Annotated in this window: 16 protein-coding genes; 7 read left to right on the forward strand and 9 right to left on the reverse strand. The window is 59.2% G+C overall.

Features of this window, described 5'->3' with window-relative positions:
- Window positions 1-13: 13 nt before the first annotated feature.
- Entirely contained in the window at window positions 14-607 is a 594-nt protein-coding gene (purN, locus tag BLL52_RS17430; RefSeq protein WP_075587903.1) for a phosphoribosylglycinamide formyltransferase, read from the reverse strand.
- 19 nt (window positions 608-626) lie between these two features.
- Between purN and BLL52_RS17435 the strand changes: the two genes are divergently transcribed.
- Window positions 627-1,328, forward strand: a complete 702-nt coding sequence (locus tag BLL52_RS17435; RefSeq protein ID WP_420852634.1) for a YceH family protein — start codon at window positions 627-629, stop codon at window positions 1,326-1,328.
- Between the two features lie 29 nt (window positions 1,329-1,357).
- On the opposite strand, the gene BLL52_RS17440 is transcribed toward BLL52_RS17435, so the two are convergent.
- Window positions 1,358-3,022, reverse strand: coding sequence for a phosphoethanolamine transferase (locus BLL52_RS17440; protein WP_075587908.1), 1,665 nt, complete (start codon window positions 3,020-3,022; stop codon window positions 1,358-1,360).
- A gap of 135 nt (window positions 3,023-3,157) precedes the next feature.
- Between BLL52_RS17440 and BLL52_RS17445 the strand changes: the two genes are divergently transcribed.
- A complete protein-coding gene (locus BLL52_RS17445; RefSeq protein WP_241839251.1) occupies window positions 3,158-3,940 on the forward strand; it encodes a phosphatase PAP2 family protein in 783 nt (260 codons plus the stop codon).
- Here the strand turns inward: BLL52_RS17445 and BLL52_RS17450 are convergent.
- The 3 genes from BLL52_RS17450 to BLL52_RS17460 form a co-directional block, all read right to left on the reverse strand.
- The gene (locus tag BLL52_RS17450; RefSeq protein WP_075587909.1) at window positions 3,924-5,252 is read right to left on the reverse strand and encodes an ATP-binding protein; all 1,329 of its coding nucleotides are present in this window, start codon (window positions 5,250-5,252) and stop codon (window positions 3,924-3,926) included. The two genes, BLL52_RS17445 and BLL52_RS17450, sit on opposite strands and share 17 nt — an antisense overlap.
- Window positions 5,249-5,932: a winged helix-turn-helix domain-containing protein gene (locus BLL52_RS17455; RefSeq protein WP_075587910.1), complete on the reverse strand. Its 684-nt coding sequence runs from the start codon at window positions 5,930-5,932 to the stop codon at window positions 5,249-5,251. Before BLL52_RS17455 ends, BLL52_RS17450 begins: the two co-directional genes overlap by 4 nt.
- A 302-nt stretch (window positions 5,933-6,234) precedes the next feature.
- A complete protein-coding gene (locus BLL52_RS17460; protein WP_075587911.1) occupies window positions 6,235-6,657 on the reverse strand; it encodes a DNA-binding protein in 423 nt (140 codons plus the stop codon).
- Between the two features lie 122 nt (window positions 6,658-6,779).
- On the opposite strand from BLL52_RS17460, the gene BLL52_RS17465 reads away from it, so the two are divergent.
- Both BLL52_RS17465 and BLL52_RS20825 read left to right on the forward strand, forming a co-directional pair.
- Window positions 6,780-8,912 carry an acyltransferase family protein gene (locus BLL52_RS17465; protein WP_083634031.1) on the forward strand — a complete coding sequence of 711 codons (2,133 nt, stop codon included), beginning with the start codon at window positions 6,780-6,782 and terminating at the stop codon, window positions 8,910-8,912.
- A 161-nt stretch (window positions 8,913-9,073) separates the two neighbouring features.
- Window positions 9,074-9,229, forward strand: coding sequence for a hypothetical protein (locus BLL52_RS20825; RefSeq protein ID WP_156876250.1), 156 nt, complete (start codon window positions 9,074-9,076; stop codon window positions 9,227-9,229).
- 102 nt (window positions 9,230-9,331) lie between these two features.
- Here BLL52_RS20825 and BLL52_RS17470 read toward each other — a convergent pair whose 3' ends face one another.
- Both BLL52_RS17470 and BLL52_RS17475 read right to left on the reverse strand, forming a co-directional pair.
- Entirely contained in the window at window positions 9,332-9,634 is a 303-nt protein-coding gene (locus tag BLL52_RS17470) for a HigA family addiction module antitoxin (protein ID WP_075587912.1), read from the reverse strand.
- Window positions 9,635-9,646: 12 nt separating this feature from the next.
- Entirely contained in the window at window positions 9,647-9,928 is a 282-nt protein-coding gene (locus tag BLL52_RS17475) for a type II toxin-antitoxin system RelE/ParE family toxin (protein WP_075587913.1), read from the reverse strand.
- A gap of 50 nt (window positions 9,929-9,978) precedes the next feature.
- On the opposite strand from BLL52_RS17475, the gene BLL52_RS21090 reads away from it, so the two are divergent.
- From BLL52_RS21090 to BLL52_RS21095, 3 genes are read left to right on the forward strand one after another with little or no spacing between them, the layout of a single operon-like run.
- Complete coding sequence (locus BLL52_RS21090) at window positions 9,979-10,119, forward strand: hypothetical protein (protein ID WP_198930652.1); 141 nt, start codon at window positions 9,979-9,981, stop codon at window positions 10,117-10,119.
- A 12-nt stretch (window positions 10,120-10,131) separates the two neighbouring features.
- The gene (locus tag BLL52_RS17480) at window positions 10,132-12,528 is read left to right on the forward strand and encodes a DEAD/DEAH box helicase family protein (RefSeq protein WP_198930653.1); all 2,397 of its coding nucleotides are present in this window, start codon (window positions 10,132-10,134) and stop codon (window positions 12,526-12,528) included.
- Between the two features lie 15 nt (window positions 12,529-12,543).
- The gene (locus BLL52_RS21095; protein WP_198930654.1) at window positions 12,544-12,822 is read left to right on the forward strand and encodes a hypothetical protein; all 279 of its coding nucleotides are present in this window, start codon (window positions 12,544-12,546) and stop codon (window positions 12,820-12,822) included.
- A 93-nt stretch (window positions 12,823-12,915) separates the two neighbouring features.
- Here BLL52_RS21095 and BLL52_RS17485 read toward each other — a convergent pair whose 3' ends face one another.
- Window positions 12,916-13,863 carry a DNA ligase gene (locus tag BLL52_RS17485; protein WP_083634032.1) on the reverse strand — a complete coding sequence of 316 codons (948 nt, stop codon included), beginning with the start codon at window positions 13,861-13,863 and terminating at the stop codon, window positions 12,916-12,918.
- A 77-nt stretch (window positions 13,864-13,940) separates the two neighbouring features.
- Window positions 13,941-14,498, reverse strand: a complete 558-nt coding sequence (locus BLL52_RS17490) for an HNH endonuclease (protein ID WP_075587914.1) — start codon at window positions 14,496-14,498, stop codon at window positions 13,941-13,943.
- Window positions 14,499-14,531: the final 33 nt, after the last annotated feature.

Raw genomic sequence — 14,531 nt, forward strand, 5'->3', positions numbered from 1 at the left:
ACGGGCCTGGTAACTATTGCACCTGCAGCAAGCTCGCCACCGCCTGTGGATAAATCAGATGCTCCTGGCTGAGTACCCGCGCCGCCAGCGTTTCAGCACTGTCATTGGGCAAGATTGGCACCACGGCCTGCGCCAGGATTGGGCCGTGATCCAGCTCGGGGGTCACCAGATGAACTGTGGCACCCGCCAGTTTGCAGCCCGCATCAATCGCGCGCTGGTGCGTGTGCAGACCAGGAAACGCGGGCAACAGCGATGGATGAATATTCACCAGCCGCCCGGCGTAATGGTTCACAAAGCCGGGCGTCAGAATACGCATGAAACCTGCCAGCAACACCAACTGCGGTTGGCCGGGCGTGGCATAGCTGTCAATACGCTGCGCCAGCGCGGTATCAAACGCCTCGCGGCTGGCAAATGCCTTGTGATCCAGCGATGCGGTGGCTATACCTTGCTGCGCGGCCAGCGCCAGACCTTTTGCATTAGTTTTGTTGCTGATCACGGCGGCTACCTGAGCCTGATAATTGGCAGCCCAGTTCTCGCGTTTGGAAGCTTTGACGATGGCCAGCATGTTTGAGCCGCCGCCTGAGATCAAAATAACGATGTTTTTCATACTTGGCTGAATTATGACTTTGACCCCTCCCCCCTTCGGCAGCGCACCGCCCCCTACGGCGGCACCTGTCCTCCTGCTCACCCCCATCGAGGCGCGCGTGCTGGGCACGTTGATGGAAAAGGCCCGCACCGTGCCAGACAGCTACCCGCTGTCTCTGAACTCGCTGATGCTGGGTTGCAACCAAAAAACCACCCGTGACCCGCTGATGAACCTGTCCGAGCCCGACGTGGCCGACGCGGTGAGCAGCCTCAAAGAGCGCCATCTGGTGCGCGAAAACAGTGGCAGCCGTGTGACCCGCTTTGAGCACAACTTCCAGCGCGGCGTGGGTGTGCCAGAGCAATCAGCCGTGCTGCTGGGCTTGCTGATGCTGCGCGGCCCACAAACCGCCGCCGAGTTGCGCCTGAACACCGAGCGCTGGTACAAGTTTGCCGATATTTCTTCAGTGGAAGGCTTTTTGGAAGAACTGCAGGACCGGGCAGATGAAAAAGGTGGGCCGCTGGTCATCAAGCTGACCAAGGCACCCGGCGCACGTGAGCAGCGCTGGGCGCATCTGCTGTGCGGCGCGGTGGATGAAGCGGCACTGGCACAGGGTTCTGGCGCACGTGCTGTGGACGGCGCTGCACTGGATCGCATCGCCCGCCTGGAGGCCGAAGTGGCAGAACTACGCGCCACCGTGAAGCAACTCTGCGCTGAGCTGGGCGTCGCTGGCGCGGCTGGCTAACCTAAATTTAACCTGCGTTTAAGCTGGGTTTAAGACGACTTGCGCACGCAAGCCGACAGCATGTCCATCTGAGCCTGGGCCACCTGCGTCTGCACGCCAGACAAGCCCAGCAAGGTATGAAACAGGTTGTCATGCGACCAAGGCTTGTCGGCCTGCGCCTGAGCGCAGTCCATGCCAAGGGCGTGTGACTGCAGCAGGCTCTTGGAAAACCACATCAGCATCGGTACGTGCGTCTGCTCTTGCGGTGCCATGGCATAGGGCATGCCATGCAGGAAAAGGCCTTTTTCACCCAAGGACTCACCGTGGTCAGACACATACACCAAGGCGGTGGGCCGGTCTTTGGATTGGCTCTGCAACCAGTGGATGGTTGCCGCCAGAAAGTGATCGGTATCACGTATGGAGTTGTCGTAGGCGTTGACGATCTGCTCTGGCGGGCAATCCTGCAACGCATGGCTTTTGCATTCGGGCAGAAACGCCTTCTGCGTGGGCGCTGAACGCTTGTAATAGGCTGGGCCATGGCTGCCCATCTGGTGCAGCACCACCACCGTGCCGCGCGCGGTTTTTTGCGGGTCGAGCCGGGCCAACTGGTCTGGCAAAACGCGCAGCAAGGCTTCATCCAGGCAATCTCCGTCCTGGCACACATCGTTGGCCTTCAAGGCCTGGGTGTCAGCATGCGCCACCCGGTCACACACGCCTTTGCAGCCAGCCTGGTTGTCCAGCCACAGCACCGCCAGCCCGGCGCGCTGCATCACATCAAGCACATTTTCATAGCGCGCAGCGTTGCCCATGTAATCTTTGCGACCCAAATGCGCAAACATGCAGGGCACTGACGTCTGAGTGTTGGTACCACATGAGCTAACCTGGCTGAAATACACCAAGTCACCTTCTTTTTGCAACTGGCGCAATTCGGGTGTGGTGTCGCGAGCGTAGCCGCCCAGGCCAAAATTGGCCGCGCGGGCGGTTTCACCCACCACCATCAGGATCAACGGCCCGGCGCCTGAGTTGCTCGCAGGCAACCGCAGATGGGCATCCTCACCAATGGGTTGAAGCACCTGCTGCGCCTGCGCCGCTTGTCCAAGGCCATTACGCGCCAAGGCATAGACCGTGTTGAAAGGGTTGATCATGTAACGCAGCGACTTGTGGTTGCGCATCAGTGAGGCCACGTCCTGAAACGACACCCACAACAACAACACCGCCAGCAGCAGCGCCAAAACCATCGTGCCCAACTGCTGCCAAGCCAAGCGCCCACCGCGCACCGGGCGCACCTGCTGACGCCAAAGCCAAAGCCCCGGCAGCACCAAGCCAAGCCCGAGCGTCCAAAGCATCGACCATGACAGCAGGTCCAGCGCCTCCTGGGTGTTGGTTTGGGTCACATTGGCGATCATGCTGGCGTCAATCACTACCCCGTAGCTTTGCATGAAATAGCTGCTGGACGCCACCACTGCCAGCAGCAGCAGGGCAACGGGTTTGAGCCAGCGCGGCCAGACCAGCAAGCACAAAAAAGCCAGAGTAAATGCCAAAACTGCCACCGCCAAGGTGCTCAGCGTCATCAGCGCGTGAGGCCCTTGGGTTTCGGGCAAAAGCCAGATGGCGCGCCACAGCGGCAAATTGCCGATAGTTGCCAGCCACGCCGCCAAGGCAAGCAAAAGTGTTGTCGGGTGCCAGGGCGTGCGGCCAGTCAAGGTCAATGTCATAAGTGCCTGATAAATGCGTCTAGCCGGGCATCGTAAAAATCCCGGATTAAGGGCAGATTAAGAAAACTTTTGGCAAAAACGGTAGGACCGACGGCCTTAAGCGTGGCTTAACAAAGCTGGGCTGCAATGCATGGCATGTCGCTACCAATTTCCCTTCAAACGCGCCAAGTGACTGCCAAGCGGAACCCGCCAGCCACCCTTTGGTGGCTCAGTCTGGTCGGTTTGACGATCACCTTGCTGTGGGACGCTGCTGGCCTGGACCAGTGGGTGATGACGCAGTTTGGCTCGCCGCAAGGTTTTGCACTGCAGCACAACTGGTGGCTGGAAACTGTACTGCACCAGTGGATGCGCCATCTGGCCTGGGTCTTCCTGGCGCTGTTGGCGTTGATGGTGTGGCACCCACTCGGGTTTTTTCGACAGGTGTCGCGCCAGCAACGCACCGAGATGCTGCTGGGCACGCTGCTGGCCTTGCTGCTGATCAATGTCATCAAACACGACAGTCTGATCAGTTGCCCCTGGGACTTGCGGCTGTTTGGCGGGGTCGCCGAATACCGCTCGCACTGGTCCTGGGGCGTGTCCGATGGCGGGCCGGGCAGGTGTTTTCCGGGCGGGCATGCGTCAGCGGCACTGGCCTTCCTGGCGCTGCCACTGGGTCTGCTGACCTCACAACGTGCGGCAGATCGCCGCATTGGCTGGTGGAGTCTGACGGCGGTACTTCTGGTCGGCGCCGTGCTGGGGGCAGCGCAAACGCTGCGCGGTGCACATTTCCCCAGTCACACGTTGTGGACCGCTCTGCTGTGCTGGACAGCGGCCCTACTCAACCACTTGGTCTGGCGCTCAATCACAAAAAACCGTCTTAAGCCCGCATCCATTTCGCCGCAGCATCGCAGCGAGTCTCTGATCAACCCACAGATGTGAGTTCGGCCACCACACCCGCGCCATCAGCCTGTGGGTGGTAGGACAAGACCAGACCATGCAGTGCTGCAATGCGCTGCGCAATCGACACGCCCAGGCCACTGCCTAGCTCGGCTTGCCCGTCCGGGCGATAAAAACGCTCCCCCATACGCCCTAACTGCTCTGCAGGAAGCGGTGCGCCGGCGTTTTCCACCGACACGCTGGATGGTGTCAGCCGCAACGTCACGGTGCTGCCTTCTGGGGCATAACGCACAGCGTTGTCCAGCAGGTTGCGCAGCAACACCGCCAGCAAATGCGCGTCGCCCTGCCAGTCGGGCGGGTTGTGGGGTTGCTCGGGCCATTCGCACGCCAGGTCGATTTGGCGGCGCTCTGCCAGCGCCAGGGTGTCACTCATGCTTTGTTCGGCCAGGGCGCGCCAGTCCAGCGGCTCGGCGCGGGTGAGACCGTCAGTAGCCTCCAGCCGGGACAGGCGTAAAAGCTGGTCGACCAAGCGCGTCATGCGCTGCATGCCAGCACTCAGTTTGCCAGCGGCCTGCACACGCTCTGGTTCGGTACGAGCGCTTTGCAGCACTTCCCACTGCGCGCTCAGCACGGCCAGCGGTGTGCGCAGCTCATGCGCGGCATCAGCAGTAAAACGACGTTCCCTGGCCAGGGTGGCGTCAATACGGCCAAAAAGTCCGTTCATCGCCTGCAACAGCGGCTGGATCTCAGCAGGCGCCTGCTGCGACGGGATGGCTTGCAGATCGTCTGCGGTGCGCTGTTGCAGCTCATGGGTCAAGGCGCGCATCGGGCTCAATGCCTGGCGCACCGCCCAGGCCATGGCCAGCAGCAATACTGGCAGGGTCAGCAGCCAAGGAAGAAGCTGACTCTCAACCAGCCCCCACACCAGTTCGTCACGCTCATCTATCTTTTGCCCAGCCGCCACCAGCCACTCCCGGTTGGGCGCCTGCAGGTAATACACCCGCCAAGGCTGATGCTGCAAAGACAGCTCGACAAAACCAACGGCATCCGCAAGCAGAGGCAACTGTGTGCCTTCACGATCTGCCAGCAGAACCTTGCCCTGTTGGTCCCAGACGGTAATGGCCAGATCTTCCAAGTCAGCCTCTTTGCTGACCGCGGTGGATGTTGGGGTGCCTTTGGTTCGGTCCAGCCCCAACAGCGTGGCCTGCACTTGCAATGCCAGGCGAATCATTTCGGTGTCAAACAACTCGTTGACCTCGGCACGGGCCCGACTAGACGACACCCAGGCCGCTGCCGCCCACACCAGGGGTGCACAAATTAGCAAATAAATCAACAAGCGGCGTTGCAGACTCATGTGGCCTCCTGCGCACCCAGGGCCGGGCCCAACGCGTACCCAAGCCCACGAATGGTGCGCACCAGCGTCGGGTGAAGCTTGCGGCGCAGGTGGTGGATATGCACTTCCAGCGCGTTGCTTTCTGGCTCATCACCGCTCCAGTCGTACATCTGCTCCAGCAGCTGGGTTTTGGACAACACCCGCTGCGGATGTTTGAGCAGGATCTCCAGCAAAGCCGTTTCACGTGCGGTCAGCTCCACGGGCTGGCCTTGCCAGTGCACCTGCCGGGTCGACGGGTCGTAACGCAAGCCGCCATGCAACCACTCGGATTGACTGCGCCCCGTGGCGCGGCGCAGCAAGGCACGCAGGCGCGCCGCCAGTTCGTTGATCGCCACAGGCTTGATCAAGTAGTCATCAGCCCCTGCATCCAGCCCGGCGATGCGTTGCTCAAGACCATCGCGTGCGGTCAGAATCAGCACCGGCAAGGCCACACCACGCTCTCGCCAGCGCCTGAGCCAGACCATGCCATCGGCGCCGGGCAGACCAAGGTCAAGGACCAAGGCGTCGTAGTGGGCCGTGCCAAGGGCGGCATCTGCCCGCACACCGTCGGGAAAACAGTCCACCACGTGACCAAGTTGCCGCAAACCCGTACCAAGGGCATCGGCGAGTTGGGCATCGTCTTCGAGAATCAGTAAACGCATTGGGCTACCTGGGTCTGGGTGGCATCACCCTGCATCGAAGGCATGAGCGAACGGCCCCCTTCTACCAGTCTTCGGGTTTTGTTTCATGTTTTATCTTGATATATGCGGTCGCTCTGGCGATGCGGCGAGTCTGGGGGAATGGGGCTTGTCAGTCAAGCAAACAGCCACTACCTTCTGACCAAACGGGTCTATGGGCTGATGACTGCCGGGGCCAGGTGCAGCACCCGTATTTTAAGCATTAATGCCTTGAAACCCTTGTCAAATAAGCGGTAGCAGCTAGGTTTAATATAGCAAGCTTACTTTCAAACTGCAGGTGACGATTTGCTATCGGTGGCCGAGTGCGCCTTGGCGAATGTCAGGATCACTTCACGGATCAGCTTGCGCTGGGGCACAGGCAATTTCAGGAACGCCTCGAAAATATCCCGATCTTGGTAGCCAATCCCACTGTCCCAGCGGCCGCGACGTGCTTCCACCTTGCGCTGAATTTCATCACCAAAGTTAAGTTGCTGCGGCGGCACTGCCAGCCATTCAGCGAGCACCAGCAATTTTTCGTGCGTGGGCAGGGTCTCGCCGCGCAGCCAGCGACGCACCCCGTGCAGCGTCATGGGTTTGCCCCAGTAACGGGTGTTGAATTCGCGCTCCAGCACAGCGGGCTTGGGCTCGAAGCCGGCGGCCACCATGGCCTCGCGTAACCGGTTCGCAAACAAAGTTTTTGCGTTTTCCATGCAGTTACGTTATTGGGCAAGTCACGGAACGAAGTAACCAGTCTGTATAGTTACGTTCTTTGCGTAACTAACAATTAAGTTGACAGGTTCTGCGCAAGCAGAGGGAGATCAACACACCATTCATGCACAAATCCCCACCTGAACTCGCGTCTGATATTGGCTCCATCACGGCCTCACCACCCCAAGAACACAACGCCCACCCTGCTTACCGACCCGACATCGACGGCCTGCGGGCGGTGGCGATCCTTTCGGTCGTGCTGTTTCACGCCTTTCCCAGCAAACTGCGCGGTGGTTTTGTGGGCGTGGACATCTTCTTTGTGATCTCGGGCTTTTTGATTTCGACCATCATTTTCAGAAGCCTGCAGCGCGGGGATTTCAGCTTCACCGAGTTTTACGCGCACCGTATCAAGCGCATCTTCCCGGCGCTGATTCTGGTGCTGGCCGCCTGCTACGCCTTTGGCTGGTTTGCCCTGCTGCCTGACGAATACAAGCAGTTGGGTAAGCACATGGCAGCGGGGGCAGGCTTTGTCCAAAACTTTGTGATTTGGAAAGAAGCTGGGTATTTCGACACTGCCTCTGAACTCAAACCCCTGATGCACCTTTGGTCGCTGGCCATTGAGGAACAGTTTTACCTGCTTTACCCCGTTCTCATTTGGGGCGCGTGGCGGATGGGCCTGAATGTGCTGACGGTCGTGATTTTGCTGGGCCTGCTGTCGTTTGGATTGAACGTGGGCGGCATTGAGAAAGAGGCCATCAAGACATTTTTCTTGCCGCAAACCCGGTTTTGGGAGCTACTGGCCGGGTCGGTGTTGGCCTATGTGCAACTGTACAAACCGGCACCGTTTGCTGCCTGGCTCAAACGCAGCCTGTTTCATCCGCTGGTGTTCAGGCAGCCCCCAGCGGCGCAGCGCCGTGAGGCGGTTTTGAACAATCTGCTGTCAGGCTTCGGCTTGTTTTTGATCGTTCTGGCCGTGTTTGGTCTGCATAAAGGCAAGCTGTTCCCGGGCTGGTGGGCGTTGTTCCCGGTGTTGGGCGCTTGCCTGCTGATCTTGGCCGGGCCGCAAGCCTGGGTGAACCGCAAGATTCTGGCCAATCGCTTGATGGTGTTTGTTGGCTTGATCAGTTACCCGCTGTACCTGTGGCACTGGCCCATTCTGGCGTTTGCGCGGATTATGGAATCCGAAACGCCGTCACGCACTATTCGGATGGCGGCGGTGGTGTTGAGCTTTGTTTTGGCGTGGCTGACCTACCGGCTGGTGGAGCGGCCGATCCGGTTTGGACGCAATACCTGGGTGAAGACGGCGACGCTGTGCGTACTGATGAGCGTGGTGGGGTATGTGGGGTACAACGCGTTTATGAGGGATGGGTTGGAGTTTCGGTACCGACAGCTGACTGAGCGTAATGCCCAGTTTATTTGGGTAGCGGAGAACAACCAAAACGAAGAATGCAAAACCAGCTTCCCGGAGTTCGCAAAAACTGGGTATTGCGCAAAATCGAAGGCATCCGGACCAACGATTCTTTTGTTGGGAGACTCCCACGCCAATCACCTATACCCCGGCATGGCCGCAGTTACGAATTCCACGGTAGAAAGTGTTTTAAATTTTGGCGAGGGAGCATGTCTGCCATTTTTTGATGTAGCCTCGTTCCAAAAGGGGGGGCAAGATCCATGTGCCGACCGAATGAACCGCTCACTCAAGGTAGCCGAAGACACTAAATCGACTCGTATCATAGTGGTTTCATCCCGTGGCCCGCTCTACCTTTATGGAAAAGGTTTTGGTGAGATCGCTGATGAACAAAGTCATGATCGTGCTTTGGCTTCGACCAATAACCCTAGCGTTTCCGATTTCCGAGAAGTCTTTAAAACCGGGATGCGATCCACGATGGAGCGACTGACAAAAAAAGACAAGCGAGTCGTTTTTGTGCTTGATGTTCCGGAACTGGGATTCGATCCAAGGTCATGCGTTGACATCCGTCCACTGCGTTTGACCACACGTCAGATCAGACAACCCTGCGCAGTGTCCCGGAAGGACTTCGATGCGCGCAACCATGAGTACCGCGAGATTGTGTTTTCAGTATTGAGGGACTACCCAACCGTCAAAATATTTGATGCCGCCGCCGAGCTGTGCGATGACAAATGGTGCTGGGCCATGAAAGACGGCAACATGCTTTATCGCGACGACGATCACCTCTCCGTGCAAGGCTCCGAATACATCGCGCGGACACTGTCCAAGCTAATTGATCCCGCGCACAAGTGAAACACGTTGTAGCCTGGCCCCGCATCCCAGGTTCTGCCGTAGTACAGACCGCTTGCCGTCAGTCTGTGCTGCGCATAGAAACAGACGCCAGCGCTCGTAGATAAAGCGTATATAGCTATAAAAACAAGAGCACTTGCTCCAGAAGTGATGTCGGTGCTTGTATGAGTCTGACCTACGCCGACGCCGCCACTTTGTGGTTGGGTGCGCGGGGCACCGTTGTTCGTACCAGCGCGGCCAACTCGCGCTTACTTTGCAGCAGCAATGCGACTTCGGACGGTGTCAGCCGTCTCGGTGCGAGCAAGGTACCGAGCTTCTGATTCAGTAAGCGCGTCGAAGGCGTGAGCGAATTGTTCCATCCACCAATTTCCATGTTCCGTGCCATGTATTCCTCGCAATTCGCAAAGTCGCTGGGGCGAGAGTCAGGCCGCAGCCAGCTCCCGTACCGCGCGCAAGCTGTCTTTCCATTCGGCTTGCGCCACTTTCAAGTCGTAGGACGTTTGCAGATTGAGCCAGTACTGCGGCGTTTGCCCCAAGGCTCGACCCAAGCGCAGCGCCAGTTCGGCCGTAATTGGGCGATCACCCCGCAGCACGTGCGACACGCGCATGGGCGAGATGCCAATGGCCTCGGCAAAGGCCGCCTGCGTCAACGCCAAGTCATCCAGAATTTCTCGCAGAAATTCGCCGGGGTGAATCGGGGGCATTCCATTTTTCAAAGTGCGCATGGTGCAGTTTCCTCATTGGTAGTCGGCAATTTCAACGTCAAGCGCTTTTCCATCCTCAAACCGAAAGCACACACGCCATTGGTCGTTGATGCGAATGCGCCATTGCCCAGCGCGGTCACCGATCAACGCTTCGAGCCTGTTGGATGGCGGCATGCGCAAGTCATCAATGACCATTGCCGCGTGCAATTGCGTCAAACGCATCAAAGCCCGACGCAGGATGTCCGGCGGCAGCCGACGGGACTTGCCTGTCAAGAACAAGCGTTCGGTTTCAGTATGCGCAAAGCTGTCAATCACAGCCCAATCATAAACAATTTGTTTACTCCGCAGCCAGCACAGGGATAAAAATGTCTGAACCCGACCACCAACTCGCTCTTTCCCACAGCCTCACCACCAAGACAAACCGGCTCTGCCTGGGCCTGGAATCTGGCGTTGCAGACATTCTGGAACTGGTCACGCCCACCACGGCCGAGCTGTTGCTGTGGTAGTTTGCCGAGGACATGGTCACTGCCCGCGGCGGCAGCTTTGCTTACGGCGGGGGCCTGAACTTTCACGCCGGGCAGCGCCAAGCCATTTTGAACGCCATCGTTGCCCACGAGGTACTGGGCTGTGATCAGCCGCATTGGTCGCTGCTTGATTTGTACAAAGCCGCCGCACCCGACGCTTTGCTGAGCGGCGCCCGGCTAAACGAGGTGGCACAGGACAAGCATGCCCACCCCAAATACTGCTTCAAGATGGCCACTGGCACCGGCAAAACCTGGGTGCTGCAGGCGCTGATGATCTGGCAGTTGCTCAACAGGTCGGCGGCGCTGGCTGAAGGCCTCGACGATGCGCGCTTCACGCGGCAGTTTATGGTGGTGGCACCGGGGTTGATTGTTTACGAGCGGCTACTGGATGCGTTTTGCGGCAAGCTGGTCGAGGGCAGTAATGGCTCGCGGGATTTTGCCAAGTCAGATGTGGCGCAGTTTGCCGACCTGTTTATCCCGGAGGCGCACCGCGATACAGTGTTTGCCTTTGTGCGCGGCAATGTGTGCAGCAAGACCGAGATTGGACTGAAAGCCACTGGCGAAGGCATGATTGCCATCACCAACTGGCATTTGCTCACCGATGCCGATGCGGTTGACCAGGTGGAAGATGCAGATGGCGTCGATGCGCCAAGCGTGCCGCTGGTGGCGCAACAGGTGGTGAATGCCGTGCTGCCTTTGATGCCAGGCCGAGCCACAGGCAACAGCCTGGACGTGCTGGACCGGCGCTATGCCCGTGGCAATGTGTTGGAATTTTTGGCGGCACTGCCTGAGCTGATGGTGTTCAATGACGAGGCGCACCACATCCATGAGTTCAAGCGTGAAGGTGAAGTGACCGAGGTGGAATGGCAAAAAAGCTTGTCGAAGATTGCCACCAGCAAAGGCCGGCGCTTTGTGCAAGTGGATTCTTCGGCTACACCGTACAACGATGTCGGCGCGGGCAAACACAAACGCAAGCTCTATTTCCCGCACATCATCACCAACTTTGACCTGAAAAGCGCCATGCGCGCCGGGCTGGTGAAGTCGCTGGTGTTGGACCGGCGCAAGGAAATCGGCGCACTGCCTTTGACGTTCACCGCCGAGCGCGATGAATCCGGCCACCCCAGTTTGAGCGAAGGCCAGCGTGTGATGCTTCGTGCGGGCCTGCACAAACTGCGCAAACTGGAAGCCGACTTTGCCCGGCTCGACCCAAGCCGCCACCCCAAGCTGCTGGTGGTGTGTGAAGACACCACCGTGTCACCACGGGTTAGCTCCTTTTTGCAGGAGCAGGAAGGTCTTTGCCATGACGATGTGATGACCATTGACTCTGGCAAAAAGGCCGAGTTGGGTGAAAAAGACTGGGCGCCAGTGCGCCAGCGCCTGTTCAGTGTGGACCGCCACGCCACGCCGCGCGTGATTGTGAGCGTGCTGATGCGGCGCGAAGGCATTGATGTGAACAACATCTGCGTCATCGTGCCGCTGCGCTCCAGTCAGGCGCAGATTCTGCTGGAGCAGACCATTGGTCGGGGCTTACGGCTGATGTGGCGTGACAACGAATACACGGACCTGAAACGCGAGAACCGCGAGCGCATCAATGCCGGCCAGGAGGTTGGCAGCTTGCTTGACGTGCTGTCAATTGTTGAGCATCCGGCGTTCCAGTCGTTTTACAACGACCTGATCAACGACGGGCTGGCCACCACCACCGGTGACGATACCGACAACACCAGCGCCACCGGTGACGTGATGGCCGCTGACTTACGTGACGGGTTTGAAGCGTTTGACTTTGGCATCCCCTTCATCTTGCAGGAAACCGACGAACTGCATGGGCAAAAAACGCTCGATGCGCTTACTCCTCCTACCTTTACAGCTATGAATAGTGAAGCATTGGCAGCGCTGCTGGGCAAGGGCGACACGTTTGTGTCGCAAGACTTGCAAAGCGCCACGCTGTTTGGCGACTATCGGGTGGGCGGTGCGTTGGACGATTACATCTGGACGCAGCTCTTTGGCCAGACCTTCAACCCGCTGGGGGAAGATTTTGGCTGTGAAAACTGGCGCTTGTTGCTGTTGCAGCCGGTGGTGGATCACATCACCAAGGTGTTTGCAGTCGCGCTAATGGGCTCAGAGAAAAAACGCGTCACTGGACAAGCCGAGGTACACCAGCGCTGGTTGAGCGAGGTGCCGCGCCTGATGCTGCGCGAGAGCAATTCGGTCGAAGTATCCAAGTGCATCTCTACCCGGCTGGGCTGGCCCAGCCAAAACGGTGGGCTGGAGCGCGCCTTTATCCACTGGGCGCAGGCCGACTCACACGTGCTGGCGTTTTGCAAAATCAGTGAAAACCGCCACACTTTTGCCCGACTGCGTTACGTGAAGGATGACGGTCTGGCCGCTTTTTAGTCGCCTGACTTTCTGGTGCGTACCAAAGATGCAATCTATCTGGCCGAGACCAAGGCGCAAGCGCAAACCATTCACCCGAATGTGCAACGCAAGTTCAAGGCGGCGGTGGCTTGGTGCGAGCGCATCAACCAGTTGACACCGGAACACCGAGGCGGCCTGCCCTGGCATTACGTGCTGCTGGCTGAAGAGGTGGTATACGAATGGCAAGTCAAAGGCGCGCACCTGGCCGAACTGTTGGACTATGCTCGGCTGCGCCCGCTGGCGGTTGCGTCGCTGCAAGCACGTTTACTATAAAGACAGGCTGTAGCCCTTACAGATCAAGCGCATATAGCTATATTTACAGTAGCATCCCCCCAATCAGCCACCGCGTGTGTTTGGCCGATCCATCTACTCTCCCTCACGCACCCGCAAAAACGAGGCAAAACGCGGCAGGCCCTTGGGCGTGCGGTCGCGGTAGCGGTAGGTGACCAAGCTGCCAACGGGCGGCGGGTTGGCGCGCTGCGCGTCGCTGAAACCGCTGCCCAGCGCAAAACGCTGGCCGTTGGGCAGTTCCAGCAGCAAGGCGCCCAGGCGTCCCGCGTTGCGGCCTTTGCCCGGCAAATGCGCCACCACCCGCGCATCGTCGTCGGCCACGGGTTTGAATTTCAGCAGCGTGGTACTGCGCCCGGGCGACCAAAGCGCGCTGGCGCGGTGCAGCACCAGGCCCTCGCCGCCGTCTGTCACGGTCTGCTTGAGTAAAGCCTGCAACGCCACAGCGTTAGGCACCTGCTGCTGCGCCACCACTTGCAGCCAGGGTTGCTGGGCCTGGGCCACCACCGCTTGCAGTTGCTGCACGCGCTGCCCAAACGGCACCGGCCTGCCAGGCAGGTCAAACACCATGTAACGCACGGCGCGCCAATCTGCGTCCACCGGCTCAGCGTGCCGCACGATGCCTGAGAGTTCGTCAAACCGGCCCCGGCCCAGCCAGAGTTCGCCATCCAGCGCCGCTTTGGGCAGCGCTGCGGTGAACCAGCCTGGCGCGGCGATGGGCAGACCGCTGCGAAAGCGCAGCGTCTGACCGTCCCACAAGGCACGCACGCCGTCGAGCTTTTCGCTGACCAGAAAGCCTGCCGGGTCTTCCCCGCTCGGCCAGTCGCTGGCGAGCATCAGTACCGCGACAGCAGGCGCTGGAACCACGTCTGAGGTGGCGTTGGATGCGGCTGCGGCGGATGTGGCCCCGTTTAGCGCAGGTACCGCCACCACCGCGCTGGCCGCAGCGGCCAAAAGCGACAGCGGCGCACTGCCCAGCAGCAGCGCCAGGCCGGCAGCAGACGTGGCTGATCGTGAAAAATGCATGAAGACCCCCCTTTTTTTATATGCCAAATTGGCCTCTAGCCCTTTATAGATAAGGGCTAATCACTCTTATTTTGATATTAGGCTGTCAAGCGCGACGACTTGGGCACGTGCGCCATTAAAAACGCCATCTGGTCCACCAGAATGCGCCGGTTGCGCAGGATGAAGTCTTCCCACAGGCTCGGCACATAAGGCGTGTAAATGAGCGGCATGTGCGCCTGCTCGGGGGTACGGTGGCTTTTGCGGTGGTTGCAGGGTTTGCAGGCGGTGACCACGTTCATCCAGGTGTCGATGCCATGCTGCGCAAACGGAATGATGTGCTCACGCGTCAGGTCGACTTCGTCAAACAAGCCGCCACAGTAGGCGCAGAGGTTGCGGTCGCGGGCAAAGAGCTTGCCGTTGGTCAGGCCCGGGCGCAAATCAAAGGGGTTGATGTTGGGCACGCCTTTGGTGCCGATGATGCTGCTGACCGTGATGACCGACTGGCGGCCAGTGATGGCGTTGTGCCCGCCGTGGAACACGGCCACTTCGCGCCCCAATTCCCAGCGGACCTCTTCGGCGGCGTAGTGCGTCACCGCTTGTTCCAGCGAAATCCACGATTGGGGCAGCCCCTGGGCTGACAGCTTCAAGACCTTCAAAACACGACTCCTGAAAAAAGACGTTATCCGAAA

Source organism: Rhodoferax antarcticus ANT.BR (assembly GCF_001938565.1).
GTDB classification, from domain to species: domain Bacteria; phylum Pseudomonadota; class Gammaproteobacteria; order Burkholderiales; family Burkholderiaceae_C; genus Rhodoferax; species Rhodoferax antarcticus.

Excerpts from the sequence above, each read along its gene's own strand:
- BLL52_RS21090 (WP_198930652.1), top strand. The coding sequence starts at position 9,979 with ATGTCTGAACCCGACCACCAACTCGCTCTTTCCCACAGCCTCACCACC.
- BLL52_RS17465 (WP_083634031.1), top strand. The coding sequence starts at position 6,780 with ATGCACAAATCCCCACCTGAACTCGCGTCTGATATTGGCTCCATCACG.
- BLL52_RS17470 (WP_075587912.1), bottom strand. The coding sequence starts at position 9,634 with ATGCGCACTTTGAAAAATGGAATGCCCCCGATTCACCCCGGCGAATTT.
- BLL52_RS17455 (WP_075587910.1), bottom strand. The coding sequence starts at position 5,932 with ATGCGTTTACTGATTCTCGAAGACGATGCCCAACTCGCCGATGCCCTT.
- BLL52_RS17480 (WP_198930653.1), top strand. The coding sequence starts at position 10,132 with ATGGTCACTGCCCGCGGCGGCAGCTTTGCTTACGGCGGGGGCCTGAAC.
- BLL52_RS17460 (WP_075587911.1), bottom strand. The coding sequence starts at position 6,657 with ATGGAAAACGCAAAAACTTTGTTTGCGAACCGGTTACGCGAGGCCATG.
- purN (WP_075587903.1), bottom strand. The coding sequence starts at position 607 with ATGAAAAACATCGTTATTTTGATCTCAGGCGGCGGCTCAAACATGCTG.
- BLL52_RS17450 (WP_075587909.1), bottom strand. The coding sequence starts at position 5,252 with ATGAGTCTGCAACGCCGCTTGTTGATTTATTTGCTAATTTGTGCACCC.
- BLL52_RS17485 (WP_083634032.1), bottom strand. The coding sequence starts at position 13,863 with ATGCATTTTTCACGATCAGCCACGTCTGCTGCCGGCCTGGCGCTGCTG.
- BLL52_RS17440 (WP_075587908.1), bottom strand. The coding sequence starts at position 3,022 with ATGACATTGACCTTGACTGGCCGCACGCCCTGGCACCCGACAACACTT.
- BLL52_RS20825 (WP_156876250.1), top strand. The coding sequence starts at position 9,074 with ATGAGTCTGACCTACGCCGACGCCGCCACTTTGTGGTTGGGTGCGCGG.
- BLL52_RS17445 (WP_241839251.1), top strand. The coding sequence starts at position 3,158 with ATGTCGCTACCAATTTCCCTTCAAACGCGCCAAGTGACTGCCAAGCGG.